The sequence below is a fragment of the Sulfurovum sp. genome (genome assembly GCF_036568385.1).
GTDB lineage: Bacteria > Campylobacterota > Campylobacteria > Campylobacterales > Sulfurovaceae > Sulfurovum.
The window spans coordinates 1-23,245 of sequence record NZ_DATCSP010000039.1 but is presented as its reverse complement, the minus strand read 5'-3'; the positions used below and the strand labels follow the sequence as shown (position 1 = coordinate 23,245).

Genomic DNA, 23,245 nt, shown 5'->3' with positions numbered 1-23,245 from the left:
CTGCTGCGGCTAGCGATTGATGATATTCTTCGGTGCTTCCAGGGTTCTTTGCAGTATTTTCAGCGGCAGAGCAAAGATATCTTTCGCCGCTGACGTGCTCACTTCGGGTTTGTCCAGACTTCCTGTGATCTGCAAACCGAATGTCAAACTTTTGTCTCCGCCTGTGATGATATAGCCCAAAAGCGGCAGACTCCCTACCAACTTTCCAAGTTCTCTGGCTGTCTGGATGGCAAGATCGAGCCTGATCGTTTTTTGGTTCAGGTCGATCTCTCCGGTACCTGCGATCGTTGCGGAAGTCCCTTTGATATAAATAGAGTCAAAGAGGATCTTGTCCTGTTTGACCATACGGTATTCGGCAACACCCTCTTCTATGGTAAATCCCTCTGAAGAGTATCCCGGGTTCTGCAGAATGGCCAAAGTAGGCAGGGTATTGATCAGGGCCAGGGTATTGTTGTAGGCTTTGAAATCTTTCATCACACCGCCTTCTACGATGATCCTGCCCTTCATGGTTCCCTCCGGGGCGCCTGAGAGTTTGAGCGTGTAGCGTCCATCCTTCAACCCTTTAAAGTTGATCAGGGGATGAAGCACTTTATCCTGTACACGCAATGCCTGCATCGACAGGATATCTCCCTTTTTGGAAAACTTGATAATATCCCCGGAGGAACTGCCCAACGCTTTTATATCTCCATTGGGTTTTACCTCTACATCATAGCTGTCCGTGACAAGACTGTATTCACCATATCTTAATTGACTGTTTTTACCCAGAATGATCAAAGGCTTCCCCTCTTCAGCACTCTTTTGGGCCCCTGCATCCTCTTTTTTCTGCCTGGCATTGATCTGTAAAAACTTTTCAAGATCGATATTCAGATCGGTAAGTCTCACCCTCGCCTTGGCTCTGTTGTAGTAAAAACGTTTATCGAAGGCATAAAAATAGAGGTTCTCTGCAGTGACCCTACCCTCAAAAGGCACTCTTGTCTTGCATTCGTTCTCTTTCTCATATAAAAAACATGAGCTTCTTTTCATAATGCCGTTAAAGGTATAGGTCTGATGATCCTGTGTATAGATATCCACATACCCCCCCTCCTCAAGAGGTCCCGGATCTGTAAGGTAGGGTTTGATCTTACTGAGGTCCGTTAAATAGATATAGCTCTCATTCTTATCATTGATGAACTGCGCGTGCAGTTTAGGTACGGTCACGACCGTCTTGTTGCCAAATTCGACCGTAAAAGGCACGGTTTTATTTTTCAAAACAAAAAATTTCTCTTCCTTGTTTCCCAGTGCGATCTTTTTTGCCTTCAGGGTCAGATCCGCTTTTTTCTTCTGCACCGCTATCTTGCCATGCAGCACCCCTTCATAGAGTGCATCTTTGAGATGGATATCTTTTAACGTGACCACACCCTGTTTGTACTGCAGGTTGCCTTTTTCAATCGGAAGTTTGAATCTCTTCAGCCATAGATCACTTTTATCGAAGTCCACATTGACAAAGAAGTCCTGATAGCGGTTCTTTAACCCCAGGTCTGCCATAAAAAGAAGCTTTGCTTTTCCGCTGGTCTGCTTGAGGGGCACGACAAGGTTATAGGCTTCCAGCAGATGCTGCAGTTCAGTGTCAAAAGAGGTATGGGCCCTGATCTTCAGTTTTAAATAGGTATCGGGCTTGCGCAGACCGAGTATCGAAACCTCGCTTCCTTTTAGACTGATCTCTTGATAGGTCGGTGCATGCAGATCGAAATAGAGCCCTCCCTCCTCATAGGTCAACAGAAAGCTTGGTGCCAGCACCGGTGCCAGCTGCTCTTTGAAATGTATTTTCGCTTCGCTGAAAAGTGCCTCTCCCTTTAAGGCATCCAGGTCCATTTTAAATCGCTTTTTGACGATGCTCCCTTTCCCGCTTAGGGAAAGCAGTCTGTAGCTCTTTGCTTCTACTTTGTCCAGCACCCAGCTTCTGACCGCTTCTGCAAGTTTGAATCTGTTGATGACAGGTCTCAGGTCTGTAAATTCACTGCTTTTCAACGCAAAAGTGATCTGGGACCTCTCTTTACTTGCATTGAACTCTCCTGAAATATCATTGAGGAGAAACTGCCCCTTGGTATCAAGAATGTCTCGGTCCAGGTCATAGGTGAACTTTCCGCTCACGGTCAGGTTATGCTCTTTGATGTTCAGGATGGGAATGGTTGCTTTGAGCAGGCTGCCATCATGGGAAATGTTCCCTGAGATCCTGTACTCCTTGCTATCGATCAGCAGATAGTCCCGGCTGAAGACGATCTTCATGGTATTGTTGTCAAATACAAGGTTTTGAAGTTCTATATGTTCAAAAAAGGTCAGCAGGTATTTGACACGTTCCAGTGTCTTTCGTACATTATGAAAAGCAGGCGCTTCTTTATTTTTGTGAATGACGACATGATCTGCTTTCAGTGTAAGCTTTTTATCGAGTTTAATGTATAATCCAGCTACATCGTAATTGGCTATTTTCAAGGTATCGAACTTGATGCCTGCCAAGAGCCACATGAAAAGAGCAGTACAAAGGACGATCAGAGAGATGAGTATATTACGCAGAAGTACATGGATAGCATGCATAGAAAACATGGTACTGGTCTTGATCATCTCATTTGCCTTTTATACTACACTCCCCGTCAAAACTACCAGAACACTTCTTGTCCCTCAGGGCTCGATCACGCATATTATATCACAGCTGACACAAAAAGGCTATGCGCTAAGCCCCATTGACAGGTATATTCTGGTCTTTCTCGGCAAACCCCAAAGCGGATGGGTAGATATAGGGGCCACCCGCCTGAACCGCATCGATTTTCTCCATAGACTTGCCACGGCTAAAGCGAAAATGGAAGAGGTCACACTGATCCCCGGCGAGACGACCGAACTTTTTTTAGACTCTCTGGCCAAAGACCTTAACCTCAGCAAAAACAAACTCCATGACTACTACAGGAAATTCTCCCGCTATCCCGAGGCAGGTATCTATGCAGATACCTATTACGTACCCTATGGCATCAGTGAAGAACACCTTATGCATTTTCTTACCACAGAATCTGAAAAAAGATACCAGGAGATCTCCCAAAAGGTCTATGGCACCTACAGAGAAAAAAAGTGGCTCGAGATACTGACCGTTGCTTCCATCATACAGAAAGAAGCTGCCAATACCAAAGAGATGCCTCTGGTGGCTTCGGTCATTTACAACCGCCTGAAACGTGACATGCCTTTGCAGATGGACGGCACGCTCAACTACGGGAAATACTCACACATCAAGGTGACTCCGGAACGCATCAAGAACGATACCAGCCGTTTCAACACCTATAAGTACAAAGGACTTCCACCCTCGCCTATCGGTGCCGTAAGTCTGGATGCGCTGAAAGCCGCCATGAAGCCGGCAAAGACCAACTACCTCTATTTTATGAAGAATTCCGAGGGTCTGCATGACTTTACCGACAGCTACAGCAGACATCTCAAGCATATCAACAAAGCCCGCTAGGAGAGCTGTCACCCCGGTATCCTCCTCCTCTGCTCCATACTAAACTTTTTCCACCTACTGCCCGCAAGCACTGCCTTCTGTTTTATTCATTAATTTTTATTTAATTCTTTAATTTTTTTTGCTACAATGTATTATGGAGTTGGGGTAGAGATGCCTCTCAAGGTATCATCTCTGTCACGATCATACTTCATGCTCATCATTAAAAATGAGTCATATTATTTAAGGAGTAAGAATAATGGAAAAAGCACTTAAAGAAAAACTGGAGGCGGTCGTAGCACTTGTAAACAATGTGATGGCTGACCCTGATATTGATATTGAATATTGTATACCTGAGGTAGCGACCACAGCAGACAGTTGTGACATACCGAGCGGATCCAAAGAGCCTGGTGATCTTTCGGGTGACCCTTACATTTTGGTGAAATATGTGGTAAGTGAATATACTGTTCCTGAGCGAAAGATCCGTTTAGGCAGAACCTATCTTCCTTATTCCGCTGAAAAGATAGCCGATATGGTCACTTTCTCCATCGAGCAGTTCAAAACAGAGATAGACTCTGTAGAGATGGGCTAAAGAGGCACTCGCACCGTTTTTAGGCTAAAGCGTTGGTATGGTTTTCGCAGAGCATCTCTGTGGAGCCAATACTAGGTACTATCAATCATAAGGAGAAATAATATGCAACAAGCAATGAAAGAAAAATTAGAAAAAGTTGTAGAACTTGTCAATAACGTCTTAGTAGATCCGGATATCGCGCTTGATTACTATATCCCTGAAGAGATCACAAGAAACGGCGTTCATGATACGAAGTCGGGTGATCCCTATGTCCTGCTGAAGTATGTCGTGAACGGAACAGAGAACCGAGAGCAGAAGATACCTATCAAACCAAACTATCTTGAAAAAACACCGGAAGATCTGGCAAACCTTGTGACCTTCTATATTGAGCAGTTCATGGAAGAGATCCATACTGTAGCACACGGTTACGAGTAAATACCCCTCTAGATAGAACTATACCTGTAGTTCTATAGGCATGGGTCTTTTACCCAGGCCCATATCCTTAAACTGTCTCCAACTCATCCTCATAGAGGATTTCATGATCAAGCAGCTGGTTTGACAGCCGTTCGATCCTATCCCAATTGTCGTCTATCAGTTTACGTGTTTTTTGTTCCCCTTCGACCATCCATCTTTGCAGTGCATCATCGATCTTTGTATGGTTATATCGGCCGGTATCTGTCTCTGAGGTTTTATCTCTATTGCCTTTGATCGAAAGGTATTTCACCTCGTCATCCATACCATAGTGTGTGATGGCCATATAGGCATCATTGATCGCATGCTGCAGATCTGGAGAGCCTTCCATATCCATTCCGTAGACCGTTCCGTACTTTTTGATCTGTGCGATCCTTCCGGCCAGTGATACGCAGATCCTGTTTTTGATATCTTCGATCGTCATATTCGTCTGGTTGTCTTCAAAATTATTGCTGATGAAGCCGTTTTTATTATTTCGCGGCGTTACCGATATCTGTCTTATTTTCACTTCAGGCATCAGTACTTTTGAGATGATGGTATGTGCCGCTTCTCTGATGGCGGTCTTTTTAAATACCTCTTCGTTGGAGACATGTGAGATCTTCTCTCCATACTTGATGGTGTTGATCTGTTTGATCAATATCTCCTGGGTGATCGCAGGCAGATTGTGTCTGATACAGTAGAACGATGCCTCTTTACTGACCAGTTCAAGTTCCGCACCTGTCATACCCGCGGTGTAGGTCAACAGCTTGTTCATGTCGAATTTGCCGCTTGTCGGCTTGTTCTTGATGATCTTGTTAAGGAAATATTTTCTGGCATCTTTGTCCAGGTCATCTACCTTGATATGTATCTCGATCCTTCCCGGTCTGATGATGGCACTGTCGATATTCTCCTTATAGTTTGTCGCTGCGATGATAAAGATATGCTCATCGGGTTTATTGGAAAAACCGTCCATTTCTGCCAGGAACTTGTTGATCTGCACTTCACGGGTATTGTCTTTTCCCCGTATCCCGATCGTATCCAGCTCATCGATAAAGATAATGGCCGGTGCATACTCTTTGGCCTTTGCAAAGACCTTTTTGATCTTATCGAGCTGCAACAGCTCAACCCCTGTGATAGAGATAAAAGGGAGCTCCGCTTCAGCCGAGAAGGCTTTGGCCAAAAGTGTCTTCCCTGTTCCCGGAGGGCCATAGAGAAGCATTCCTTTGGGAGGCTGGACATTGAACTCTTTGAGCAGTTTCGGGTCTTTTAAAAAGTTGATCACTTCATGCAGCCTCATCTTGGCATTGGTATGTCCCGCGATATCGTCAAATGAGACATCAGGGATATCGAACACCAGTCCATCCTCGCTGAAATCCTTGATACGTTTCACCTGTTTGAACCGGCAGTCTTTGACCTTATAGGTGATCACAGAACCTCTCGCGCTGAACCCCTCATCGAGTTCCAACTTGATATTTTTTCGGAAAAGCTCTTTGACCAGTTTGTCATCTTCTATCAGCGGCACGATATTTTCATCGATGAAATCGATACACTTTTTGGAGAGCGACACTTTGATCTCTTTATACTTGTCTGCCTCTTCTCCCAACGTCATCATGTAGTCTGTGACCTTGGTAAAGAACATTTCCCCTATTTTGTTTTTCAGTCTTCTCGCATCCAATTCGGGGGCGAAAATAAGGATCTGTGTTTTTAGAAAATTACTGAAGTTCTTGTCCACATTAAAACCGATCGAGTAGTTCTCTCTGAAGACCCTTTCATATTCCAGAAACGCTTTTTCACCTATCGATTCGTAGGCAGGATAGTTCAATTTATTGAACAGGACGATCGTGGCCTGGGAAAAACGTGAGATCAGTTCAGGTATGATCGCTTTTTGCATCCCGCCCGTTTTGATATTGGTTTTTTCTTCTCTTTTCAGTGCCTCAAGGATCATCGATTCCGCCTGAATGTAATCATCCTCAATGAGTTTCACGAACTTGTTGTCCGAATACAGCTCTTCTCCCAGACTGGAGGTGATGATGAAGATCGTCTCCCTGAAATCAACGATAAAGTTGGCATTGTCCTCAGTGTATACTTTCTCTTCCGCGTCATTACACGGCTGGTCGGTCAGTTTGTCCCAGCCGCAGGCATCCCTCATCATTCCGCCTTCAAAGATGGAGAGCAGGTTCGTCTGTATCACGTTGTCCGCTTTTTCAAAAGCATCCAGGACAATGATCGATTTGGGGTTGTCATGCACAAAACCGGTCAGCTGCCCTACACTGTACCCTGACCATCCTTTTGGATATCCGTACAGTTCTCCACCGTTCTGCTCGTGGTACTGTGTCATATCGAAGGTTCTGATCTTATAGCCGTCAAAGTTCTTCGTCATCAGCTCGGCCAGATAGGTTTTACCCGTTGCGGGTGAGCCCAAAAAGAGATAGGTTGCTTTGGGTGCACTTTTGTTGGTTACGATATTGCTTTTTACACTATTGACAATCGCTTCGATCGCTCTGTCTTGGCCAAACAACTCTTTTGTCAGTGCTTTTCTGAGCTTGTTCGCCACTTTAATATAATCTTGACCGTTATTCATTTTCGTATTCTTTACTTTGTATTTTTAATCAGGGGTTTAGCTGAAATTCATGCATGCTAAAATACCATAAAAAGATTAGAACCGGATTTTACCTTATAATTACTTGGATGTCCAGACAGGAAATGGCACGATTTTACCCCCTCTCCTCAGTACAGGTTTTTAGCGGGGAGAAGGCCAGAAGCCGGTCTCTCCAATACAGCAGCAGCGTGCGGGAAAAGTTAGTTTTAGACTATTTAGTTAAAATCGCGGCATTAAATACTAAAGGATAGCAGTGAACGTTACAGTAGAAAAGATCGATGATATCAACCTTATCATTAGCGGCATCATCGACAATAATATGACTGAAGAGAAGTTTGCCAAGCTCAAAGAGGAAGCGGAAAAAGAGGCCAAAGAGAGCTCCGAAACGGTCAGTGATGAGAAGATCCGGCAAAAAGCGGAGAGCGAAGTGCTGACGGAATTCATCGAATCCGGACTCAAAGAAGCGAACATCGATCTAGAAGAGATCCTGGGACAGCCGGGGTTCAACAAATATGAAAAAAGAGACAATGGCCTCTATCTTGAAATATCCGTCTCCACCAACCCGGAGATCGATACCAGCGTAGATTACACCGATATCATTCCTACCTTTACAGTACCTGATGCAGACCCCAAAGAGGTCGAAGAAAGACTCCATCAGATGGCTGTGCAGCAAGCGCCGTTCACTCCGATCGAAACACCCAGAGCGGTAGAAGATGGAGATGTCACGGTCATTGACTTTGAAGGGTTCGTGGATGGGGTCGCATTTGAAGGCGGCAGTGCCGAGAAGTTCAACCTGAAGATCGGTTCCAACGCCTTTATCCCGGGTTTTGAAGCTCAGATGATCGGTATGGAGTACGGAGAGGAAAGAACGATCACCGTGACCTTTCCTGAAGAGTACCAGTCCAAAGAGCTGGCAGGGAAGGAAGCGCAATTCAAAGTAAAACTGCATGAGATCCAGGAACAGAAGGCCATCGAGCCGGATGATGCGTTCGCGCAGCGAATTCTCAACGATGAGAAAGCGACCCTGGAGACGCTGAAGAAAAAACTGGCCGACCAGATCATGTCACAGGCACTCTCACAGTTCTACAATGACCAGCTCAAACCTTTGCTGATCAAAGGGCTTCTGACCAAATTCGACTTTACTCTCCCCCGCAATATCGTGGAACAGGAGATCGACGCGAAGGTCACTGAAAGCATCCAGCAGATGAGCGAAGAGGAGAGAAAAGCGTTAAGCGAGAACAGAGAGAAGTTCCATGCACTCAGAGAGAGTCTGAGAGCCGAAGCAAGAGATACCATTAAAACGGCGCTTATCGTCGATGCCCTGGCTAAAAAAGAAGGGCTTGAAGCAGATGACCAGGAAATTCTCTCCGCACTCTACTACCAGGCAATGATGTCAGGTCAGGATGCACAGGAGCTTGTGAACTACTACAAAGAGAACAACCTGATGACCGCTGCAAAAATGGGACTCACGCAGGATAAACTTTTTGGCAAAATGCTTGGTCTGGACAAACGCTGATGCTCCTTACAGTAGAAAAGAGAGATGATATCAACATCACCCTCCGAGGTACCATTCCCCATAACGTCATTCAAGAGAAGATCTCCGAACTGCGGGCGCAGGCAGGAAAAGAGAATGCTGCAGACGACAGTACCTTCCAGCGTGAGGCCGAAGGTCAGATACTGCATGACTTCATAGAGAGAGGCATGAAGGAAGCAAAGGTGACACAGGATGAAATGTTGGGCCAGCCCAGCTTTAAAACGTATGAGGAACAGGAAAACGGCCTCTTCCTCGAAGTAGAGATCTCCACTCGCCCGGAGATAGATACCAGTGTCGCCTATATGGACATCGTGCCAAGCTATACCAAGCCGACCATAGACCCCAAAGCCGTAGATGCCAAACTGGAAGAGATGGCCGTACAACACGCCCCGTTCGAAAAGATCAAAGAAGAAAGAGCGGTGCAGAACGGCGACCTTGTTGTCATTGACTTTGAAGGCTTTTTAAACGGCAGAGCCCTGGAGGGCGGCAGTGCGGAGAAATACAACCTCAAGGTCGGTTCCAAAACGTTCATTCCGGGCTTTGAAGAACAGATGATCGGGTGGAGAACGAATGAAGAAAAAACCGTCAAGATCACCTTCCCGCAGGACTACCAGTCAAAAGCTTTGGCAGGACAGGAGACCGAGTTCAAAGTGAAACTGCATGAGATCCGGGAACAAAAACGCATAGAGCTCAACGATGCCCTGGCGCAAAGGATACTCGGCAATGAGAATGCCACCCTGGATACCCTGAAAGCAAAAATGGCCGAGAAGATCCTCACTCAGGAGTTCTCGAACCTTTACAATGAAACGTTAAAACCACAGATCATCAGGGGACTGCTTACAAAGTTCGACTTTACTCTGCCTAACAACGTCGTGGAACAAGAGATAGATGCCAAGATCAATGAGAGGGCACAGCGCATGAGCCAGGAGGAACATGCACGCTACAAAGAAGACAAGGAAAAGTTCAATGAACTCAGAGATACGCTCAGGGGCGAAGCCAGAGATTCCGTCAAAGCTGCCCTGATCGTCGATGCGCTGGCGAAGAAAGAAGGTGTCGACGTAAGTGACCAAGAGGTACTTTCCGCACTTGAGATCCAGGCAATGATGACCGGCCAGGACCCGGAAGAGCTGCTTGAATACTATAAAACCAACAACCTGATGACCGCTGCCAAGGTAGGACTGATAGAGAACAAACTGTTTCAACAGTGGCTTGAAGCAAAAAACAGGCATTAGAACCGAAAGAAGACCTGAGTACGGGCGGGGAGAAACTACGGGCTCACTTAGCCAGTGAGCACTTTCAAATCCTCCAGGTCAAACAGAAGCAATTGCTCATCTTTTGTTTGCAGAAGCTCATTGGAGAACCCCGATTTTGAGAAAAGGGCATAGACATCGACATTGATCCCGGATTGTTCTGCTTTGGCTTTCAGTTTTGAGAGTTCGTTCTTGCATACCTTCCTCTCTTTGTACTTGCACTCTCCCAGGATGATCTTTTTGTTCTTATTGACCGCCAGGATGTCAAATTCACTATGAATGTTCCAGTAGCTTCCGCTCTCCACTATGGGTGAAGCATCCGCATAGTGCTGTACAAGCAGTGCGTCACAGAGCTGTTCGTAGACCAATGAGCGCAGCCGTTCATAATGTTTTTCAAAATTCTCCAAAAAAGCATCACCCTTCCCTGAAACAAGATCTTTTTTGTACGTCATCACAAAACCGAACCAGAAACGCATGAAAGGCTGCACAAAACGAAGTTTGTCCTGCACCCTGTAGGAACGCTGCTCTTTTTTAAGTTTGTGTTTGGGGTGGCTGCGCAGCGGAGATTCTCTTGACGTCTCTACTTTTAGGACATTGAGCTCCACCAGCTCCTGCACGAGCTGCTCTCCAAGCGTTTCGCTCAGTTTTGCCTTGCGCAATACCGAGTAAAGCTTTCCGTCCCCTCTGGCTACTGCGATGAGTATATCCCTATAAGGATTTTCCAAAAGATACGAAGGGGAGACAAGGTCCTGAAACTTTGCAAAGTTCTGCACAAAGTTCGACTCCACCATCGAAAAGACATCATCAAAATAGTCCAGCTCTATATTTTTTCCCATACCGCCTAAAATGGAAAAGTATTCAACCGCCTGTTCGAATTCCAAATAAGAGAAATGCTGATAAAATCTTTTAAATGCTGTTTTGATACCGTGCCTTTATACTGAAATTGAATTATTTTAACATAATTATATTAGAATTTCTGTATAATTAATAATCAAAAGAAAAGAATATTATGGAATCATTTTTCACCACATCCGATAAGATACAGCATATCATCAAAAGTTTCAATCTCACCAAGACACTTTTCGTCTCCTCTATCATCATAGGTGACGCACATACAGGTAAAAAATCACTTGCGAGATACCTTTTCCCCAATACCCCACTGGTCTCTGGCGAAAATCAGAAAGAGGTGCAGGAGGCACTGGAAGAGAATGATGAGCTCATCATCACCAATTTTGAAAAACTGAGCAATCAAAGTTCTCTTGATTTTACCAATAAACGTATCATTGCCACCGCGGACTACATGGGTAACCAGGAGCTCATTGACGATCTTTTTGCTTTCATCTATATGATGCCATCACTCTCTGAACGCCCTGAAGACATTGAATATTTAAAAAACAGGTTCATCAAAGAAGCATGTGCAACACTGATGATGGAAGAGGATGCCATCGAATCCAGGGAGATCCCTTTAGACCTCAGCAAAAACAGTAAAAGTCTCAAGAGATCCGTCTTTATGCACCTGATGCAGGAAAATATGGAAGCGAAAGATATTGAAGGTATGCTCTACCACTACTTACTCAAACACCTTGATGGTAATGATGGATACAGAGAATATCTCGGGTTGTATGAAAAACCTCTGATACAGGCCGGTCTTAAAAAATTCGGTTCGCAACTGCAGCTCTCGCAGGTTTTAGGTATCAACAGAAATACATTGAGAAAGAAAATACATGAACACAACATCGATTGATTTCAAGTCTTTTATAGAATGGGACAACAATCCTTTTATTCTTTTTAACAATCAAGGGAAGATACTCTATCTCAATAATGCTGCAGAAATTTTATTTGGGTATGTGACAAAAGCTGAGCTGTATGATATTTCTTTAGCCTACGCGCCTCAGAGTTTTGGGTACAAGACGACCACACTGTCTCTGAATTATGACAGTTTTTCCTTTCATGCCATCACAGTAGGCTATGAAAATGAAGAACAGATCTCGTTGCGTTTATACAATAAGCCTCGTATCAGATCAAAACGTAAAATAGAAAAAGACAAACTTATTACCACCGATATCAACATTCTGCTGGAAGCGAACATTGCACTCTTCAAAACAAAAAACACAAACCCGCTGAAACTCCTGACCGACCAGGACCTTCCCTCTTTGAAAATAGACCAAAATAACTTTTCTAAACTCTTGAGAAAGACTCTCAATGCCTTCAGAGCATCAGATTCGATCGATATTTCTCTCAAACTGCTCTTGGGGCAGCATGTGATCATAGACGGCAAAAAAGAATCTATTGCCCAACTTTCTGTAATAGCCAATGGCCGCTACACAGATACAGATGACGAAATACGCAGCCTTGCAGAGATCAGTCAGATCAAACCTATTTTGAGTGAACACGCCATCAAACTCGAAATACCTCTTATACAATGATCCCTCTGTTGATTAAAAATTAATCACACCTTAATATTAAAATATCATCAATCATGTTACTATTGTCTTGTAAAAATAAATTTAAAGGAAATAGCATGAAATTAAAACTTTCGGCTCTGATGGCAATGTTTTTGCCTATCTTCGCTTTTGCAGAAGATAAACTGGACACAGGTGATACAGCATGGATGATGGTATCTACAGCATTGGTACTTCTTATGACACCGGCAGGACTGGCACTCTTCTATGGCGGTATGACCAGAAGCAGAAATGTACTCAACACCTATGCAATGGTGATGGGTGCTTTTGTCGTTGCCTTCGTAGTATGGATCATTGCAGGTTACTCTATCGCATTTGGCACCAATGAAAGTGCCATGCTTCAAAATGTATTTGGCGGATTCGGACATGTGATGCTTGATGGCATCAAATGGACAGACCTTTCCGGTTCCTACCCTACCTATGTATTTATCGCATTCCAAGGTACCTTTGCGGCTATTACGGTAGCGATCGCTGCAGGTTCTGTGATCGAACGTATGAAGTTCTCGACCTGGATCGTTATTGTGGTACTTTGGGGCCTTCTTGTCTATGCGCCTATTACCCATATGGTATGGGGTGGCGACGGTGCACTTCTGTTTGATGCGGGTGCTCTTGATTTCGCCGGTGGTACAGTGGTACACATGAACGGCGGTCTGGCCGGTCTCGTACTTGCTCTCTTGATCGGTAAAAGAGCCGGTTACCCTAAAGTGGCGATGAAACCATACAGTATTCTTCTTACTGCGGTAGGTGCGGCTCTGTTGTGGTTCGGTTGGTACGGATTTAACGGTGGTTCAGCATTCGGTGCGAACGCTATCGCTGGTCTGGCTGTCATGACCACAACGGTTGCCACTGCTGCGGCTGCTGTGACATGGATGCTTCTTGAGTGGTTTGTCTTTAAAAAGCCTACACTGCTTGGCATTGCTTCAGGTATCATTGCCGGTCTGGTGGCGATCACGCCGGCTGCCGGGTTTGTCAGCGTTGGCGGTGCATTTGTAATAGGTATCGTTGGTTCACTCATTGCCTTCTTCGGTGTGGTCACATTGAAGAAAAAACTTGGATATGATGACTCTCTCGATGCATTCGGGATCCACTTCCTGGCAGGTCTTTGGGGTGCACTTGCAACTGGTCTGCTTGCACTGGATGACAAAGATCTGCTCTGGGACGGTCCGCTTAAAGAGAGTGGTGACAGAATGGGACAATTCATGGTTCAAGTTGAATCCGTCGTCGTTGTCGGACTCTTTACCCTTGTCGGTACGATCATCGTTTACTATATCGCTTCAGCCATCACTGGTGGTGCAAGAGTAGATGAAGAAACGGAATCAGCTGGTCTTGATGAAGTAGTTCACGGAGAAAATGTGGTAAATTCGTAAGAATTTACTACCCTAAACGTAGAAAGGAAATAGTATGAAAAAAATCGAAGCAATTATCAAACCATTTAAACTGGAAGATGTCAAAGAAGCGCTTGTAGAAGCCGGTATCGAAGGGATGACGGTCTCTGAAGTCAAAGGGTACGGAAGACAACAGGGGCACTCAGAGCTCTACAGAGGGGCAGAGTATGTGGTGGAGTTCATCCCCAAGATCAAGATAGAGATCGTTGTAAGTACCGATGAGTATGCCGATATCGCGATCAAGGCCATCAGTGAAACGGCTAAAACAGGCAAGATCGGTGACGGTAAGATCTTTGTAAGTACCATCGATCATGTGATCCGTATCAGAACAGACGAAACGGATGCTGACGCACTGTAGTATATGCGCCGGAGCATCGCTCTGGCTGCCTTCCGTTCTTAGCGCAAGCTGATTAAAATTTAAACACTTTATTCACCACTTGCCTTTACGAACACTTCAAATTGCTTTATAATAAAGCAACTTCCCCTTTCACTATTTCTCAAGAAAAAGATACACTATAGATCAAACAATCCCAGGAGTACTCACAATGGAAATACATTATATCATTGATACGTTCTTTGCACTCTTTGCAATGACGCTTATCATTTTTATGGTACCTGGCTTTGCCATGCTCGAAGCCGGGTTGGTACGTACAAAAAATGTCACATCGGTACTGACTGTGAACGTGATGATCTATGCCATAGCATCCTTGGCATTTCTACTGATAGGCTACGAGTATGCATTTGGAAGTTGGGATCATCAGAACGGTATGAGCAAATGGGCATTTTTTATGTTTCAAATGGCCTTTGTCGGTAAGGTGATCAACATTATGAGCGGTGGTGTCAGTGAACGCTCCCGTATCTTGCCTTTGGCCATCTTTACTGTACTTGTAGGAGCCTTTATCTATCCGACGATTGTGAACATTACCTGGGGCTCGAACTTTCTATCGGGAACCGTATTGGATATCTCAGGGCTTCATGACCTTGCTGGTTCCACGGTCATCCACTCTACCGGAGGGTGGGCACTGGTTGCAGCCATCCTGATCATGGGACCAAGACGCGGCAGATATAAAGATGATATCGTCCGCGTCATCCCGGCATCCAATATTCCCTTGGTGACCCTGGGTGCACTGCTGCTTTGGATAGGCTGGTTCGGGTTTAATGGCGGATCGGTCGGTACGATCTCGTCCAAAGAGAACGCCGATGCGGTTGCATTGACCATCATGAATACGAATACGGCCGGACTTGCAGGTGCGATCAGCGGATGGCTCCTGACCTATTTTAGATATAGAAAATTCGATATCACGGTCATACTCAATGGTGCACTTGGCGGACTCGTAGCGGTCACTGCAGGGCCGGACCTGTATGATATCCATACCCCTGTTTTGATCGGTGCGGTTGGCGGTGCTCTGGTCGTTCTGTTTGTACCTATCTTTGATAAGTTTAGAATGGATGACCCCGTAGGTGCCCTCTCCGTACACCTGGTCAATGGGATCTGGGGTACGCTGGCAGTAGGTATTTTTGTAGCAGATGTAAGCATCTGGACACAATTAAAAGGTATACTTGTAGTAGGTATTATTGTTTTTCCACTTTCGTGGATTACAATATATAGTATCAACAAGATCTTTGTACTTCGTGCAGGTGATGAAGAGCAGTTAGAGGGGATCGATGCTACGGAGTGTGGTATAGAGTCATATCCTGAATTTAAACGCAGTATATAAGGAGATAACGTATGAAAAAAATTGAAGCGATCATCAAACCATTTAAACTTGAAGAGGTAAAAGACGCCCTGGTAGAAGCGGGTATCGAAGGGATGACCGTCTCTGAGGTCAAAGGGTACGGAAGACAACAGGGACACCCGGAGCTCTACAGAGGTGCGGAGTATGTCGTGGAGTTCATACCCAAGGTAAAGTTGGAGATCGTGGTGAGCAATGATGAGTATCTGAACAAAACGATAGACGCCATCAAAACAGCTGCCAAAACCGGAAAGATCGGTGATGGCAAGATCTTTGTCTCTGACATCTCTAAAACGATCCGTATCAGAACGGGGGAAGAGGATGAAGAAGCACTCTAAGGACTAGATCTCCTTAGAGTCCCTCTTCGCTTTTCAGCCTGTCGATCTTCTCTTCGCTTCCCGTCACTTTCCAATCCACCTTATCCACACCAAAATCACGCTCATAGTTTGTCAGATCCAGCTGTTTAAGTCTATAAAGTATCTTATCCACTTCATTATAATGGGTCGAGAACCGTGTTGCAACCTCTTTCTCGTAAGCTACCGATGTCGCTTCCTTGAGTGCATTTTTCACAGATAACGCATAGGCCCTTGCCATACCCCCGGTCCCAAGCTTGATTCCTCCAAAATAACGCACTGTCAGCACAGCACAGTTAATGAGCCCCTCCCCGCGCAGCACATTCAGTGACGGAATACCGGCACACCCTTTGGGCTCTCCGTCATCAGAGCTGTTTTCCACAACCTGGTCAAACTCATTGAGATACCTGAATGCATAGACGACATGACTGGCCTTTGGGTGCGCTTTTTTCAACGCTTCCTGCAGCCCCTCATACTTGGATATAGGTACAAGCAATGTGATGAATTTGGAGCGGTTGACCTCTGTGATGCAGGTGGTTTGTGAATTTACGGTGACCATCAAGTTCCTACGATTCAGGATGCTGCCGTGTCCGCCTCATAGCGTTTTGCTGCGCCACAGCAAAGACACACCGTGCAATCAGCACAAGGGAATGTACCGGTATGTTTTCCTGACCTGTGTCTGTCTACATACTTCACGATCAAATTGACAAAAGGCTCGCTGCTGTTCATACATGCTGCCACGATATAATCATCATATTTTATTTTTTCAGCAATCTCGCGATGCTCTATATCCAGTTCAAAGAGTGTTTCAGAATTGTCAATGGTGAAGGCCAACGGATAGATAAGTACTTTTCGGTTCGTAGGATGACGCAACACATCGACAAGGTTTGGTTCGAGCCATGAGGCGTTGCCCACTTTGGATTGATACACCAACTTCACATTTTTGAAATGCAGTCCTTTGATATCGAGCAGCGTTTTTATGGCACTCACGTTCGCTTCGACCTGCCGCTGATAGGGATCCCCGGCTTTAATGATGCTCAAAGGCAATCCATGGGCCGATAAAAGCAGGTCATACTCCACACTCTCTTTCCCGTCGATCGCTTTTTCTATCTGTTCCACACTGGCTTTGATGTAGTCGGTGTCATCATAATACTGACACGCCAGTACGGTGATCTTGGGATGATAATCCAACGCTTTGCACCTGGATACGATGTCTTCATAAGAGGAGAGTGTGGTCGTGGTCGAATACTGCGGATAGAGCGGAAAAAGCAAAAGCTCTTCAACCCCCTCCTCCTTGCATTTCATCAGCGATTCCTGTGCGAAAGGCGGTACATAGCGCATGGCCGCATAGATAGGCATATCCAATTTGGCTTTGAGCTTTTCTATCAGCTCCTGTGTCAGATCTGCCAGAGGCGATTTGCCGCCTAAGTGGGCATAGCTCTCTTTCGCTTCATCCAATCGTTTGGAGATAATGATCTTTCTGACCAGTGCACGTGTCGCAGGATTCGTGGGTAAAATATTTTTATCTGAAAACATATTATATAAAAATAGTTCTACTTCGTCTAAACTATTGGGGCCACCCATATTTAAAAGAAATAACGCTTGTTTCATTCCATACCTTTTCAATTACGTTGTTGTATCTTAGCATAGAAAGTGTAAAATTAGTTTAAGTAAAAAAGAAAGGATACCTATGATCATTATTCCCGCACGTATAGGGTCTAGCCGGTTCCCCAATAAGGTCCTGGCAGACATAGGAGGAATGCCCATGGTGGTAAGAACTGCCAAAGCGGTTGAAGGCATAGATGATGTCGTCATTGCAACAGACTCACAGGAGGTCATAGATATCGCTAGAGAACATGGCATACAGGCCATACTGACATCCTCGGAACATCAAAGCGGTACAGACCGTATCTATGAAGCAGCACAGAAGTTGGACCTGGATGAGAACGAGATCATCATCAATGTGCAGGGGGATGAACCTTTCATCGAAACAGAGGTCGTACAGGCTATATACGATCTTACCGAGAAACATCAGGACAATGAGCGTATCCTGATGAACTCCTGTTACAAAACGATCTCCAATCCGGAAGCGGATGATCCGAATATCGTAAAAGTGATCACCGATAGTGATGGCATTGCACTCTATTTTTCAAGAGCAAAAATACCTTACCCAAGAGATCATCACTTTAATGCCTACAAGGGACATTTGGGCATTTACGGATTTACGGTAAGATCGTTACGGAATTTTTGTATGCTGGAACCTGCACCGCTTGAAGAGATAGAAAAACTGGAGCAGCTCAGGGCCCTCTATCACGGTTATGAAGTGGCGATGACAGAGGTGAAAACAGAGAGCTTTGGTATAGATACCATGGAAGATCTAGAAAAGGCCATTAGGCACCATAGGCTTTAAAATTATATTATAGAACCTATAGAGTGTAGACTCTATAGGTTTGTCTGCTAATTTTTGACCGCTTTTCCAAGATCCCACATCGGCATGAAAATTCCCAAGGCCATCAAAAGTACCAAACCTGCAATGAAGAACATCATGATCGGTTCTATATAGGTTGAAAGGTTATCGATCAGATCCTGGAACTTCATATCATAATAGTCCGTCACCTTATCCAGCATCGCATCCAATTGTCCACCCGCCTCACCGGCTTTGATCATTTGAAGTAGCATATTCTCATAAAGACCAGTGATCTGGAATGCCTCTGCAAGGCTCATACCACGGCCGATATTGGCATTGACCGTCAGCAACTTCTCTTTGATCGCTGCATTGTCTACCATCCCGACAGCAGTTTCCAAGGCTTCAGATACAGGGATACCCGATTTGACCAATTCGCCAAATACCAAATTATATTTATGCATCGTGGAAAGGAAGATCGCTTTATTGATCAGGTAAAAGCGTGGATGGATCAGTATCTTATCCATTTGATATTTGAACTCTTTATTGTTCTTATAGAAAAATTTGACACCAAAGATCATGGCAAACAGAATAAAGAGGATCAGTACCCCGTAATTGCTGAATGCCCACTCCAGTTTAAGAAGTATCTGCGTTGGAATAGGAAGCTCTGTTTTAAACTTGTCAAATATATCTTTAAATTTAGGGACGACCACCATGATCAAAATAGTGAAAGCGATCCCCATAGCCGCCAAAGTGATCAAAGGTGTACGTATCGCTTTTTTGAATTTCGCTGTGTTGTCCCTGATATTTTCAAGTATATCTGCGAGCTTATGGTACGACTCGGAAATATTACCCGTTCTCTCACCCAAGTTTGTCATCGCTATGGCCACATGCCCGAACTCCTCCGTATAAGGCGTTATCGCGTCTGAAATACTGTTACCGGAGTTAATATCTTTGTTGATCGTTTTGTATATCTCTTTCAGCTGTGCATTTTCCGTATTTTCAGCCACCTCCATCAAGGTGTCGTTGATCGGAATACCCGCATCTGTCATAACCGCTATTTGGCGTATCGTTGATATTTTATCATTCAGCGGTATCTTTGACTTGGCGGTTTTTTTCAATGCATCAAAAAGATTGGACAAAGTATCCTCTAATGGTGCAGCTGTCTCCACTGCCTTCGTTACCATCGTACTCGGAAATTTGTTCTTGGCAAGGTTGACCGCTGCCATCTTATTTGAAGCTTTTACTATCTCTTGTCGTCTTTTACCCTTTTCCATTACCGTTACACTAAAATATTTCATCTTACAACCTCGCTACTCTATAAATTTCTGCAATCGTCGTTTTACCTTCTAATGCTTTATGGATACCATCTTCAAACATCGTGATAAACCCTTCTTCCTCAGCCTGTGTTGTCAACTCCTCTTTGGATGCATTGTTTGCGATCATACGGGAGAGGGTTTCACTGACCGTTAACACTTCAGATATCATTTCCCTTCCTGCATATCCAGTAAGTCCACACTCTTTACATCCATCACCTATATAGAACGTAGGATTTTCCGGAAGGTACTCTTCTACCGATTTTTGCAGTGCCAGATCCAGTACTGCTTCCCGTTTACAGTGGGGACATATTTTTCTCACCAGCCTTTGTGCCTGTATCGCGACCAACGCACCGCTGACCAGATACTCTTCAATGCCCATATCCAAGATCCTTGTCACCGCGGAGATCGCATCATTGGTATGCAGCGTAGAGAGCACAAGGTGACCTGTCAGTGCCGCCTGAATAGCGATCCTCAGGGTCTCTTTATCCCTGATCTCCCCTATCATGATCTTGTCGGGGTCCTGTCTCAATATGGATCGAAGTGCATCCGCAAAGCTCAAGCCTATATTGGCATTGACATGTACCTGCTGCAGCCCTGCCATCTGATACTCTACCGGGTCTTCTACCGTGATGATCTTATCTTTGACATCTTTGATCGCATTCAATGCCCCATAGAGCGTCGTCGTTTTACCCGATCCCGTAGGACCTGTCACCAAGACGATCCCATAGGGCACTTTGATCGCTTCAGAGAACCTGTCATAACAGAATTTGCTCATACCTGCATCTTCAAGCCTGATCATTGCTTTGGATTTGTCCAAAATACGAAGAACGATGGACTCCCCAAAGATGGTCGGCAGTGTTGAGACCCTGAAATCAAAATCTTTTTGGGAGACCACTGTAGAGAACCTGCCATCCTGCGGTTTTCTTTTTTCTGCAATATCCAGGTTTGAAAGCAGTTTCATCCGTGATGCCAAAGGACTAAAGATATCTTTGTCAAAGGTAAAACTTTGGCGCAGTATACCATCTACACGGAATCTTACGATACAGTTTATCTCCATGGCTTCGATATGGATATCACTCGCACCTGCAAATATGGCTGATTTCAAGATCACATCGATCAGTTTGAGAACGGCGGGAGACTCATCTGCTTTTTCGTCGACCTTTCCATCTTGCGCGAGGTCCTTACGAATATCTCCAACCAAACCTTTGATACTTTCATTGATCTCCAACCGCTGCAGATGTTGACGTATCTGGCTGGGTTTGGCAATGGCAATTCGTATAGGTTTTTTAGGAAAAAGCCTCTGTATAGCATCCTGTGCTGCCATGTCGAGCGGATCATCAAATACGATCCTTACATTCAGATCATTTTCTTCTATAGGAATGATATTATACTTACGCAATTGACTATAGGGAACTTTTGAAAAGAGCTTCATGTCAATTTCGACATCATCTAGATCTACAAACTCCACATGCAGGGACTTAGCCACCTCTTCTATAATGGGAATGATGTTGATCCCTTCTATCTTTTCAAGATGGGCCAGAGTGATCACACCCTGCCTTATCTTCTTGGCTAAAAAGATCTCTACCGTATGAAGATCGGTCATCTCTTCTGCCAAAAGGTTTGCAAAAGAAATCTTTTTAGGAGGTCTGCTTCTTACCAGTGCAGAAATTGCATCTTTAGTAATAAGATTTTCCTTAAGCATGATCTCAATGAGTTTTACCATTTAACACTCCATAATATAACTGATACGTATAACATCCACTACGCAATTTCGTTCTAGAACTTATCATTTTCAATCTGATACAATAACTTTTGTGCTTCCTCAGAATTCGATCTTTTCAGATAGCTCGTCAAGATAGAGATCCCCTCATTTTTATTGCCCAGTTTTACTTTTGATTTCACAAATAACAGCAAACTCTCTTCAAGACTTTCATCCAGCCTGTTTGCCTGCAACGCCCATTGTTCCGCCTTTTTATAATTACCGCTGTCGTAATACGTCCTTGCCAAAAACAGTGCATCATTGATATCTTCAGATTTATAAAACCTGTTTTCCACATCCTTGTATGCGGAAGCGCTCGTGGATTCGATGATCTCCAAATGCACTTTTTTCCTACCGCCAGCCGCTCCAGTCTCTATCGGTCCTGTATCATCGTCAAGTATTGGTACATCAACCACGATACCAGGAGACTTCCTCTCCGCACTTTCCTGCACTTCGATGACACGATCTTCGACTTCAAGTCCTTCAATCGGACTGTCAAGCAAGACAGTTCTCTGCAGACCGCTCTCATCCAAAACCGCTCTGCTGTTTGACTGTTGCCGCACCGTCGAAGCATCTTTTGAACTTTGAAAATACCCTTTTACTGTAGTGAAATCTGTTTTTGCACTATTGATAGAAATGATCACAACAATACCAAGGAGCACAAGAACGATCAAAGCTATATACCAGACTCTTAACTTTTTGTTCCTGTATTTTTTCCATTCGGCTTCCAATTGCCTGATATCATACATGAATATATCCTAACTTCAATGCAGCCATTTCAATGATCTTTTGAGGCACCTTCGAATAATTGACCTTTGAAGGTTCGTTTTTATCATAAAATTCACAAATTTCAAATATCGTAAACAGCAGCTTATTACACTCTCTATAGTTTCCTTTGGTGTATTTGTGAATGAGTTTCATATTTTTTTCTTTGATACTGTTTGCGATCTCAAAGAGATTCTTTTTTAAGAGTTTTTTATGTATATAAGCAGTCTGGTCCTCTTTGCTCGCATTTTTCAATTCTATCACTTCCCATATACGAGACTGAAAATGCTGTTTGGCGATCAGGTCTTCATCTTCCGTCTTATGTAAAGAAACCACAAATTTGATGGCGCGGCTGTCAGAAAGCAGCCGGATCTTTTCCATCATTTCAGGGCTATACATTTGCGCTTCATCAAGCAAGATGATGATCTCTCTCTTACCTCTGAGTTTTTTGCAGAACTCAACCAATGAAGCAAAATTCACTTCTGTGTTTCTCGGCAAATCTCTTTTTGTTAAGATCTTGAACAGTTTATGAAAAAACTCTTTTTCATTGATCGCAGGGGTATCAAAATAATGAATCTCTTTTTGATGTTTCAGTTTTTGCTGGACACGATGCAACAATATACTTTTCCCTGTACCGGGCTTACCAAAAAGCAAGATCATCTTCAGTGGCTTGTTCATGCTGTGTTGCAATTTTTCAAAAGCCGTGACTGAAGAATCCAGATCAATGTAGTCGTCGATATCTACTGAATCAACGAATACATTCTTAGCAGCCTCATATCTACTTTTCATTAAGCTTTGTATATCCTAAATCTTTTAATGAAACTGATTTAGCATGTTTAACGATGTGCGGAGTGATAATAAATACCAGCTCTTCCACTTTATTAATTTTTTCCTGTCGTTTAAAGAGCATACCCAGTCCCGGAATATCTCCCAATAGAGGGACATGGTTGTCTTTAAATCCAGTTTGACTCGAGATCAATCCTCCCAGAATAGCGTGCTGTCCATCTTTAACTTTGATCACTGAAGCAATCTGTTGTTTAACTAAATCAGGTGGGATCGTTCTTGATCCTGAGCTTGCTGTAACAGTCTCTAGCGTATCTGAAATAGATGGGTTGATCTTTAAAGTGATCATACCGTTATCATCTATTTCCGGTGTGATATCCAGCAGGATACCTGCAAAAACTGAATCTACTAATTCACCTTCAGC

General features: G+C 44.2%; 21 protein-coding genes and 1 pseudogene. 12 read left to right on the top strand and 10 right to left on the bottom strand.

Translation table 11 applies throughout. The annotated features are described in order from the left end of the window. Positions 1-9 precede the first annotated feature (9 nt). Complete coding sequence (locus tag VIM88_RS04305) at positions 10-2,598, bottom strand: AsmA-like C-terminal domain-containing protein (protein WP_331861653.1); 2,589 nt, start codon at positions 2,596-2,598, stop codon at positions 10-12. Here VIM88_RS04305 and mltG point away from each other — a divergent pair. The 3 genes from mltG to VIM88_RS04290 all read left to right on the top strand — a co-directional run bounded on the left by mltG (position 2,579) and on the right by VIM88_RS04290 (position 4,460). Further along, positions 2,579-3,478, top strand: a complete 900-nt coding sequence (gene mltG, locus VIM88_RS04300; RefSeq protein ID WP_331861652.1) for an endolytic transglycosylase MltG — start codon at positions 2,579-2,581, stop codon at positions 3,476-3,478. The genes VIM88_RS04305 and mltG overlap by 20 nt on opposite strands. A gap of 235 nt (positions 3,479-3,713) precedes the next feature. Next, complete coding sequence (locus tag VIM88_RS04295) at positions 3,714-4,046, top strand: hypothetical protein (RefSeq protein WP_331861651.1); 333 nt, start codon at positions 3,714-3,716, stop codon at positions 4,044-4,046. Positions 4,047-4,148: 102 nt separating this feature from the next. Continuing rightward, positions 4,149-4,460, top strand: coding sequence for a hypothetical protein (locus VIM88_RS04290; protein ID WP_331861650.1), 312 nt, complete (start codon positions 4,149-4,151; stop codon positions 4,458-4,460). Between the two features lie 67 nt (positions 4,461-4,527). On the opposite strand, the gene VIM88_RS04285 is transcribed toward VIM88_RS04290, so the two are convergent. Next, entirely contained in the window at positions 4,528-7,056 is a 2,529-nt protein-coding gene (locus VIM88_RS04285; protein WP_331861649.1) for an AAA family ATPase, read from the bottom strand. A 271-nt stretch (positions 7,057-7,327) separates the two neighbouring features. Between VIM88_RS04285 and tig (VIM88_RS04280) the strand changes: the two genes are divergently transcribed. Both tig (VIM88_RS04280) and tig (VIM88_RS04275) read left to right on the top strand, forming a co-directional pair. Beyond that, positions 7,328-8,590, top strand: coding sequence for a trigger factor (gene tig / locus VIM88_RS04280; protein ID WP_331861648.1), 1,263 nt, complete (start codon positions 7,328-7,330; stop codon positions 8,588-8,590). Then, positions 8,590-9,840: a trigger factor gene (gene tig, locus VIM88_RS04275; RefSeq protein ID WP_331861647.1), complete on the top strand. Its 1,251-nt coding sequence runs from the start codon at positions 8,590-8,592 to the stop codon at positions 9,838-9,840. Before tig (VIM88_RS04280) ends, tig (VIM88_RS04275) begins: the two co-directional genes overlap by 1 nt. A gap of 47 nt (positions 9,841-9,887) precedes the next feature. On the opposite strand, the gene VIM88_RS04270 is transcribed toward tig (VIM88_RS04275), so the two are convergent. Beyond that, a complete protein-coding gene (locus VIM88_RS04270) occupies positions 9,888-10,739 on the bottom strand; it encodes a DUF234 domain-containing protein (protein ID WP_331861646.1) in 852 nt (283 codons plus the stop codon). A 128-nt stretch (positions 10,740-10,867) separates the two neighbouring features. Between VIM88_RS04270 and VIM88_RS04265 the strand changes: the two genes are divergently transcribed. From VIM88_RS04265 to VIM88_RS04240, 6 genes are all read left to right on the top strand, one after another. Continuing rightward, positions 10,868-11,602 (top strand): helix-turn-helix domain-containing protein, encoded by a 735-nt coding sequence (locus VIM88_RS04265; RefSeq protein WP_331861645.1) that lies wholly within the window; start codon positions 10,868-10,870, stop codon positions 11,600-11,602. Continuing rightward, a complete protein-coding gene (locus VIM88_RS04260; protein ID WP_331861644.1) occupies positions 11,583-12,284 on the top strand; it encodes a PAS domain-containing protein in 702 nt (233 codons plus the stop codon). The genes VIM88_RS04265 and VIM88_RS04260 overlap by 20 nt, the downstream gene beginning before the upstream one ends. A 95-nt stretch (positions 12,285-12,379) precedes the next feature. Beyond that, positions 12,380-13,687: an ammonium transporter gene (locus tag VIM88_RS04255; protein WP_331861643.1), complete on the top strand. Its 1,308-nt coding sequence runs from the start codon at positions 12,380-12,382 to the stop codon at positions 13,685-13,687. A 34-nt stretch (positions 13,688-13,721) separates the two neighbouring features. Further along, positions 13,722-14,063, top strand: coding sequence for a P-II family nitrogen regulator (locus tag VIM88_RS04250; protein WP_331861642.1), 342 nt, complete (start codon positions 13,722-13,724; stop codon positions 14,061-14,063). Between the two features lie 187 nt (positions 14,064-14,250). Next, entirely contained in the window at positions 14,251-15,423 is a 1,173-nt protein-coding gene (locus VIM88_RS04245; protein ID WP_331861641.1) for an ammonium transporter, read from the top strand. A gap of 11 nt (positions 15,424-15,434) precedes the next feature. Further along, complete coding sequence (locus VIM88_RS04240) at positions 15,435-15,776, top strand: P-II family nitrogen regulator (protein ID WP_331861640.1); 342 nt, start codon at positions 15,435-15,437, stop codon at positions 15,774-15,776. A 13-nt stretch (positions 15,777-15,789) separates the two neighbouring features. On the opposite strand, the gene VIM88_RS04235 is transcribed toward VIM88_RS04240, so the two are convergent. Further along, complete coding sequence (locus VIM88_RS04235) at positions 15,790-16,350, bottom strand: IMPACT family protein (RefSeq protein WP_331861639.1); 561 nt, start codon at positions 16,348-16,350, stop codon at positions 15,790-15,792. A 14-nt stretch (positions 16,351-16,364) separates the two neighbouring features. Then, a complete protein-coding gene (hemH, locus tag VIM88_RS04230; RefSeq protein ID WP_331861638.1) occupies positions 16,365-17,402 on the bottom strand; it encodes a ferrochelatase in 1,038 nt (345 codons plus the stop codon). Positions 17,403-17,481: 79 nt separating this feature from the next. On the opposite strand from hemH, the gene kdsB reads away from it, so the two are divergent. Continuing rightward, positions 17,482-18,201 carry a 3-deoxy-manno-octulosonate cytidylyltransferase gene (kdsB, locus tag VIM88_RS04225; protein ID WP_331861637.1) on the top strand — a complete coding sequence of 240 codons (720 nt, stop codon included), beginning with the start codon at positions 17,482-17,484 and terminating at the stop codon, positions 18,199-18,201. Positions 18,202-18,248: 47 nt separating this feature from the next. Here kdsB and VIM88_RS04220 read toward each other — a convergent pair whose 3' ends face one another. The 5 genes and pseudogenes from VIM88_RS04220 to VIM88_RS04200 form a co-directional block, all read right to left on the bottom strand. Next, on the bottom strand, positions 18,249-19,496 hold the full coding sequence (locus tag VIM88_RS04220) for a type II secretion system F family protein (protein ID WP_331861636.1): 1,248 nt from the start codon (positions 19,494-19,496) through the stop codon (positions 18,249-18,251). A 1-nt stretch (position 19,497) separates the two neighbouring features. Continuing rightward, entirely contained in the window at positions 19,498-21,237 is a 1,740-nt protein-coding gene (locus VIM88_RS04215) for a GspE/PulE family protein (protein ID WP_331861635.1), read from the bottom strand. A 53-nt stretch (positions 21,238-21,290) separates the two neighbouring features. Beyond that, complete coding sequence (locus VIM88_RS04210; RefSeq protein WP_331861634.1) at positions 21,291-22,022, bottom strand: CDC27 family protein; 732 nt, start codon at positions 22,020-22,022, stop codon at positions 21,291-21,293. After that, on the bottom strand, positions 22,015-22,827 hold the full coding sequence (locus VIM88_RS04205) for an ATP-binding protein (protein ID WP_331861633.1): 813 nt from the start codon (positions 22,825-22,827) through the stop codon (positions 22,015-22,017). Before VIM88_RS04205 ends, VIM88_RS04210 begins: the two co-directional genes overlap by 8 nt. Further along, positions 22,817-23,245: pseudogene (locus VIM88_RS04200) on the bottom strand (pilus (MSHA type) biogenesis protein MshL); the annotation flags it as partial. The pseudogene VIM88_RS04200 and the gene VIM88_RS04205, both read right to left, overlap by 11 nt.

What these genes read in the sequence shown, in the direction of transcription:
- mltG (WP_331861652.1), top strand. Translation starts at nt 2,579, where the DNA reads ATGGTACTGGTCTTGATCATCTCATTTGCCTTTTATACTACACTCCCC.
- VIM88_RS04305 (WP_331861653.1), bottom strand. Translation starts at nt 2,598, where the DNA reads ATGATCAAGACCAGTACCATGTTTTCTATGCATGCTATCCATGTACTT.
- VIM88_RS04295 (WP_331861651.1), top strand. Translation starts at nt 3,714, where the DNA reads ATGGAAAAAGCACTTAAAGAAAAACTGGAGGCGGTCGTAGCACTTGTA.
- VIM88_RS04290 (WP_331861650.1), top strand. Translation starts at nt 4,149, where the DNA reads ATGCAACAAGCAATGAAAGAAAAATTAGAAAAAGTTGTAGAACTTGTC.
- VIM88_RS04285 (WP_331861649.1), bottom strand. Translation starts at nt 7,056, where the DNA reads ATGAATAACGGTCAAGATTATATTAAAGTGGCGAACAAGCTCAGAAAA.
- tig (WP_331861647.1), top strand. Translation starts at nt 8,590, where the DNA reads ATGCTCCTTACAGTAGAAAAGAGAGATGATATCAACATCACCCTCCGA.
- VIM88_RS04265 (WP_331861645.1), top strand. Translation starts at nt 10,868, where the DNA reads ATGGAATCATTTTTCACCACATCCGATAAGATACAGCATATCATCAAA.
- VIM88_RS04260 (WP_331861644.1), top strand. Translation starts at nt 11,583, where the DNA reads ATGAACACAACATCGATTGATTTCAAGTCTTTTATAGAATGGGACAAC.
- VIM88_RS04255 (WP_331861643.1), top strand. Translation starts at nt 12,380, where the DNA reads ATGAAATTAAAACTTTCGGCTCTGATGGCAATGTTTTTGCCTATCTTC.
- VIM88_RS04250 (WP_331861642.1), top strand. Translation starts at nt 13,722, where the DNA reads ATGAAAAAAATCGAAGCAATTATCAAACCATTTAAACTGGAAGATGTC.
- VIM88_RS04245 (WP_331861641.1), top strand. Translation starts at nt 14,251, where the DNA reads ATGGAAATACATTATATCATTGATACGTTCTTTGCACTCTTTGCAATG.
- VIM88_RS04240 (WP_331861640.1), top strand. Translation starts at nt 15,435, where the DNA reads ATGAAAAAAATTGAAGCGATCATCAAACCATTTAAACTTGAAGAGGTA.
- VIM88_RS04235 (WP_331861639.1), bottom strand. Translation starts at nt 16,350, where the DNA reads ATGGTCACCGTAAATTCACAAACCACCTGCATCACAGAGGTCAACCGC.
- hemH (WP_331861638.1), bottom strand. Translation starts at nt 17,402, where the DNA reads ATGAAACAAGCGTTATTTCTTTTAAATATGGGTGGCCCCAATAGTTTA.
- kdsB (WP_331861637.1), top strand. Translation starts at nt 17,482, where the DNA reads ATGATCATTATTCCCGCACGTATAGGGTCTAGCCGGTTCCCCAATAAG.
- VIM88_RS04220 (WP_331861636.1), bottom strand. Translation starts at nt 19,496, where the DNA reads ATGAAATATTTTAGTGTAACGGTAATGGAAAAGGGTAAAAGACGACAA.
- VIM88_RS04215 (WP_331861635.1), bottom strand. Translation starts at nt 21,237, where the DNA reads ATGGTAAAACTCATTGAGATCATGCTTAAGGAAAATCTTATTACTAAA.
- VIM88_RS04210 (WP_331861634.1), bottom strand. Translation starts at nt 22,022, where the DNA reads ATGTATGATATCAGGCAATTGGAAGCCGAATGGAAAAAATACAGGAAC.
- VIM88_RS04205 (WP_331861633.1), bottom strand. Translation starts at nt 22,827, where the DNA reads ATGAAAAGTAGATATGAGGCTGCTAAGAATGTATTCGTTGATTCAGTA.